The sequence below is a fragment of the Ornithinimicrobium sp. genome, from assembly GCF_030537745.1.
In the GTDB taxonomy this organism is placed as follows: Bacteria; Actinomycetota; Actinomycetes; order Actinomycetales; family Dermatophilaceae; genus Ornithinicoccus.
This window is the reverse complement of the sequence record NZ_JAUNVI010000109.1, coordinates 1-4,914: the sequence shown is the minus strand read 5'-3', so window position 1 is coordinate 4,914 and position 4,914 is coordinate 1. Positions and strand designations below refer to the sequence as shown.

The following is a 4,914-nucleotide window of genomic DNA, read 5'->3' as shown; positions in this document are numbered from 1 at the left end:
AGCTGCGCCGGATCACTGGACTCGGAGACTGAGGATCCGAGTCCACGCTGGTGCGCCCCAAGATCGTCGATCGGTTCGACCAAGAGAGCGCCTGAGAGGCACTCATTTGCCGCTGGTCGCTCGGCCCCACCCGACCCGGAGGTGCTCCGCGGAGCACTTTTCTGCCGCGTGTGCGCGGTCGCGGGCGGCGAGTACTGTCTACTTCGGGCTGCGTAGACACTTCCGTCTGGGCCGCGATAGTGGGCCCAGGCCCGGCTGGTATCTCGCTGCGTCTCCCAGAGGAACTCGATACCAGCCTTCTCCATCTTGCGGCGCGTCGCCTCCACGTCCTCGACTACGAGCCCCACGCACGGCCTGTCGCCGAACGCCACGTGGTCTCTATCCTCCGGCCCGTAGAGGTGCAGCTCGGTACCGTCACCGAGACGGAACCACGCCAGACGGCCCGACTCGTATCGAAACGGCACCAGGCCGAGCGTATCGGGATAGAGCGACACGGCAGCCATGAACCGTGCGAGGTCGTCGACCCGCACACCAAGGAACCCGAGTCCGTGCACGGCACCATCTGCCATGGCCGAATCCTAGGTCCTCCGAGTCGACAGGCGGCAGGTCCTCAAACGCACGGATCTGCCGCGTGGAGTGCGTTGGCCGGGCTACTTTGCACTGTCGGCTTCAGACGGCCCCAGCGTGCAGAGTGTCACGCTCGGGGTTGCGCAGTCTTGGCTGCTTCTCGACAGCAGCTGTCGAGATGCAGCGAACTTCGCACAAACGACATCCCTATGCGGCAATAGGCTAGTGTAACCGAAAGTATCACTTATAGTTACGTTTCCCTGTCGAGATGCACCGAAGAGTTCACGAATGACCGCTGTATTAATCAATAGGCTCATATTATGTGAGACATAATGTCAAGTGATGTCTTCTGATCGCTTGCGGGCGTGCATCGCTCGGCGGACAACCTCATCACCTGGGCCTGGACCCACCTCGCGCACGGCCACCCGGACACCTCCCCGGCATGGGGACGCCAAGGCAGGACCCGCCCCGGATGGCAGGCCTACACCCGATTCGAGAAGACCCTCACCCGGCAACAGCAACGGACGCTCACCGAGCAGTTCGCCACGGCAGCGGCAGCCCGATGAACGACCTGACCCACCTCGACGCCCTCACCACCCGCCCCACCAGCAGCGCCGTCCTCGCCCGCGACCTCCGAGGCCGCATCACCAACCCGGTCTGTGCCAAGCCGGCCGCGGGGTGGCCCCAGCTCGAGGCGGACTACGCATCCAGTCCTTCGGAGCGGGACAGAGCCGACGTGCTCCAACGGGCCTGGGCGATCTGCTGCACCTGTGCCCATGTGGAGCCCTGCGCACTCCTGGCCGTCGTGGACCGGCGCACCGGCTTCTCAGCAGGCGACGCCTACCGCAACGGGCACCAGCTGGACGAGCGCGGGCGACGGCGGGCGGGGTAGGCACGCCGAGCGCAGGAGGGGACGTCTAGGCTGATCGTGACCGTGGCTGGCCATGAGGGCCGGGCACCTCGGCAACGTTAGCGCGGGCCTCTACCGGCCCGGGGTAGAGGACAGGGGATCCAGCCATGAAGGCTGTCGACTCACACCTGCTGACGCTGCTCAAGGCGAGCAGCCAGTTCATCGTGCCGATCTACCAACGGCTGTACTCCTGGCAGGTGCCGGAGTGCGCTCAGTTGTGGGCGGACATCGTGCGGGCGGGTTCGGATGAACGGTTGGGCTCGCACTTCACGGGTTCGATCGTCTATGTGGCGCGGGACCAGGCGACCAACACCTCCGCCGAGCCGGACCTGATCATCGACGGTCAGCAACGCATCACGACCGTGACTTTGATCCTGGCGGCACTGGTCGAACGGCTCTCACAGCTCCCCCCGGGTGAGCAGGAGCCCTATGACGGGTTCTCCCCCCGCAAGATCCGCAACAGGTACTTGTTGAACGACGATGAAGAGGGCGAACGTCAGCACAAGCTGGTTCTGTCCCAAAGCGATCGGGACGCCCTGTTCGCGATCGTGCAGGGCGTGAAACCCGCCGATGGTCTGACCACGCGAGTGATCGACAACTACAGGTACTTCCAGAGCAAGTTCGCCGATCCCGACCTGGACCTCGTCCAGGTGTGCCGCGGCCTGGACAAGCTGATCGTGGTCGACGTGAAACTGGAGCGCGGGGTGGACAACCCCCAGTTGGTGTTCGAGGCGATGAACTCCACCGGTCGCAAACTCTCCCAGGCCGACCTGATCCGCAACTACGTGCTGATGGACCTGCCCACCAAGGAGCAGACCAAGATCTACACAGCCCATTGGCGGCCCATGGAGCTGGAGTTCGTCGGCGCCAGCGACAGCAAGTTCGACGAGTTCGTCCGTCACTACCTGACGGTCAAGACCGGAGACATTCCCCGCCTGGACGACATCTACGAGGCCTTCAAAGACTACGCGACCACCCACGCTCAGGCCGATGAACCGATCGAGTCCCTCGTGGTCGACCTGCGCGAGTACGCCCACCGGTTCTGCGCCATGGCCCTCGGTAAAGAGAAGGACCCGAATCTCAGACCAGCCTTCCGCGACCTGGACCAGATCCGGGCCGACGTCGTCTATCCGTTCCTGCTGGAGGCCTACACTGACCACGAGCTGGGCACCCTGGGCACGGACGAGCTGCTCGAGATCGTGCAGATGGTCACCTCCTACGTCTTCCGCCGCGCCGTCTGCCGCATCCCCACCAACTCGCTCAACAAGACCTTCGCCGGGTTCGCCTCAGCCGTCCGCAAGGACCGCTACGTCGACAGCGTCAAGTCCCACTTCCTGAACATGCGCAGCTACCGGGCCTTCCCCACCGACGAAGAGTTCCGTGCGTCGCTGACCACCACGGACCTGTACAACTTCCGCCGACGCTCCTACCTGCTCCGCCAGCTGGAGAACCACGGCCGCAAAGAACGGGTCGCCGTGGGGGAGTACACGATCGAGCACATCCTCCCCCAGAACGAGAACCTCTCCCCGCACTGGCGCCAGGCGTTGGGCCAGGACTGGAGGGACCTCCAGCGCAAGTACCTGCACACCCTGGGCAACCTCACCCTGACCGGATACAACTCCGAGTACTCCGACCACCCCTTCATCACCAAACGAGACATGCCAGGGGGCTTCAAGGACAGTCCCCTGCGTCTGAACGCCGGACTCGGGCAGTTGGACGCCTGGACAGTCGACGAGATCGAAGAGCGTGGAGACCGGCTGGCCAGGGACGCCATCGCCATCTGGTCACGACCGCATCTCGACGAGACCGCCATCGAGGAGTCACCACTGACCCGCAGCGACTCCCGGTTCACCATCGAGGACCACCCCTACCTACTGCCCCCACGCCGACGGGAACTGTTCGAGAAGCTGAGCACCGAGACGATGGCTCTCGACCCGGCCGTCACCCGACACTTCCTCAAGCTGTACGTCGCGTTCAAGGCCGAGACGAACTTCGTCGACGTCGTGCCGCAGAAGGCCCGCCTGCGGCTGAGCCTGAATATCCCCATCGAGGTCCTCAATGACGAGCGAGCACTGGCCAAGGACGTCAGCGGGAAAGGCCGTTGGGGCAACGGACCCACGGAAGTCAGCCTGTACGAGGACTCAGACTTCGCCTACGTGATGGGTCTGGTCCGACAGGCTTACGAGTACCAGATGGGCGGGGACTGAACCTGCTAGAGGCGCGTTCCGCTACGCAGATAGCTGCTCGGCGGGACACTCAATACTGCTGCGCCTGGTCACTTGTCGAGGAGGTAGGTCACGCCGCGGATGCCCGCTTGGTTGAGGAGGTCTAGGGCGAGGTCGATGACGTGCTCGCGAGCGAGCCTGCCCTCGGCGTCCAGTAGCCACGATGCGGAGATGGGTCGGTATCTGGACAACTCAGACCCGGCGCCGTCACGGGGCTTGTCCCGTGGCCTCGAGTCGAATATCTGTAGGGGCTGAGGCCCGTCCCACTCGATCCCGACCCCAAGGCCCAGGGCCGTCGGGGGCCACCCTCTCTCCGCAGCCTGCGCCTCAACCAGTGCGGCAAGAGTGGCAGCCGCGGCCTCAAGTTGCGAGGCGAAGACGTCCTCCGGATCGGTCCATACGGTCCCGTCGCTCGTCTTAGCGATGCACTGGCTGCCCAGCTGGATGGCGAGCGTCACAGCTCCACTATCGTGCGTGCTGACCCGCACTCCGATCCCGTTGCCATTCTCCACAGTGAAGATCTGTGATCGCAGGCCGGGCCGTGGACGCACTTCACCGACGACCTCGGCAAGCTGGTTGTGCAGCACGCTGTTCATGACAAAAAAGCCTCGCGCGCGGTAGCGCGACTCTGCGGCCTCAGCCCATTCCATCGCGTCCTCTGCAGTCAGTCGCTTCGCCCCGTCGACTGTCCGCTCGGGCCGGGCGACCGCGACGAGCCACGCTTCGTGGGCATCCAAGGCCTCGACGGCGACGGTATACAGATCGCCGAGGTCCTTCCCTCCCCGCCGGCGGTTCTCGAACCGCGCACGATAGGCCTGCTCAATTTCGCGTTCAGTCATCCAGCGCGTGTCAGCGCCGTTGCGCACGGGCGCGCCAAACCGGTCGCCACGGGTGATCAAGTGGGGGCGCATCTTCGCTCGGCGGCACTTGTACCACAATTGCTCGCGGTGGCTCCGTGCCCACCTGCTCCACCTCTAGACCCAGAAGGGGCGGCATGACAGCAGACGCCGCGGCCGCACGGACTTGCGTCTCTAGTCCCTCGGTCAGAGCGACGTCCTCGCGGCCGGTCGCAGCAGAACCTTCCTCCGTGACTCCGTACACGATCAGCCCGCCGCTGGCGTTGGCCATGGCTGCCAGGTCCTTCGGGAGGTCCGATTACTGCGCACCCCGATCGCCACCCTGACGATCTACTGCGAGGGGCTGACCGACGGA

General features: G+C 64.7%; 6 protein-coding genes. 3 read left to right on the top strand and 3 right to left on the bottom strand.

What is annotated here, in order from left to right; translation table 11 throughout:
- A partial coding sequence (locus Q4P07_RS13990; RefSeq protein WP_303375530.1) for a VOC family protein occupies nucleotides 1–569 on the bottom strand: 569 nt, incomplete at its 3' end.
- Nucleotides 570–932: 363 nt separating this feature from the next.
- Between Q4P07_RS13990 and Q4P07_RS13985 the strand changes: the two genes are divergently transcribed.
- From Q4P07_RS13985 to Q4P07_RS13975, 3 genes are all read left to right on the top strand, one after another.
- A complete protein-coding gene (locus tag Q4P07_RS13985; RefSeq protein ID WP_303375529.1) occupies nucleotides 933–1,133 on the top strand; it encodes a hypothetical protein in 201 nt (66 codons plus the stop codon).
- Entirely contained in the window at nucleotides 1,130–1,459 is a 330-nt protein-coding gene (locus Q4P07_RS13980) for a hypothetical protein (protein WP_303375528.1), read from the top strand. The genes Q4P07_RS13985 and Q4P07_RS13980 overlap by 4 nt, the downstream gene beginning before the upstream one ends.
- Before the next feature lie 125 nt (nucleotides 1,460–1,584).
- The gene (locus Q4P07_RS13975; RefSeq protein WP_303375527.1) at nucleotides 1,585–3,684 is read left to right on the top strand and encodes a DUF262 and DUF1524 domain-containing protein; all 2,100 of its coding nucleotides are present in this window, start codon (nucleotides 1,585–1,587) and stop codon (nucleotides 3,682–3,684) included.
- A gap of 68 nt (nucleotides 3,685–3,752) precedes the next feature.
- Here Q4P07_RS13975 and Q4P07_RS13970 read toward each other — a convergent pair whose 3' ends face one another.
- The gene (locus Q4P07_RS13970; RefSeq protein ID WP_303375526.1) at nucleotides 3,753–4,541 is read right to left on the bottom strand and encodes a hypothetical protein; all 789 of its coding nucleotides are present in this window, start codon (nucleotides 4,539–4,541) and stop codon (nucleotides 3,753–3,755) included.
- 10 nt (nucleotides 4,542–4,551) lie between these two features.
- On the bottom strand, nucleotides 4,552–4,839 hold the full coding sequence (locus Q4P07_RS14380) for a helix-turn-helix domain-containing protein (RefSeq protein WP_368660288.1): 288 nt from the start codon (nucleotides 4,837–4,839) through the stop codon (nucleotides 4,552–4,554).
- Nucleotides 4,840–4,914 lie beyond the last annotated feature (75 nt).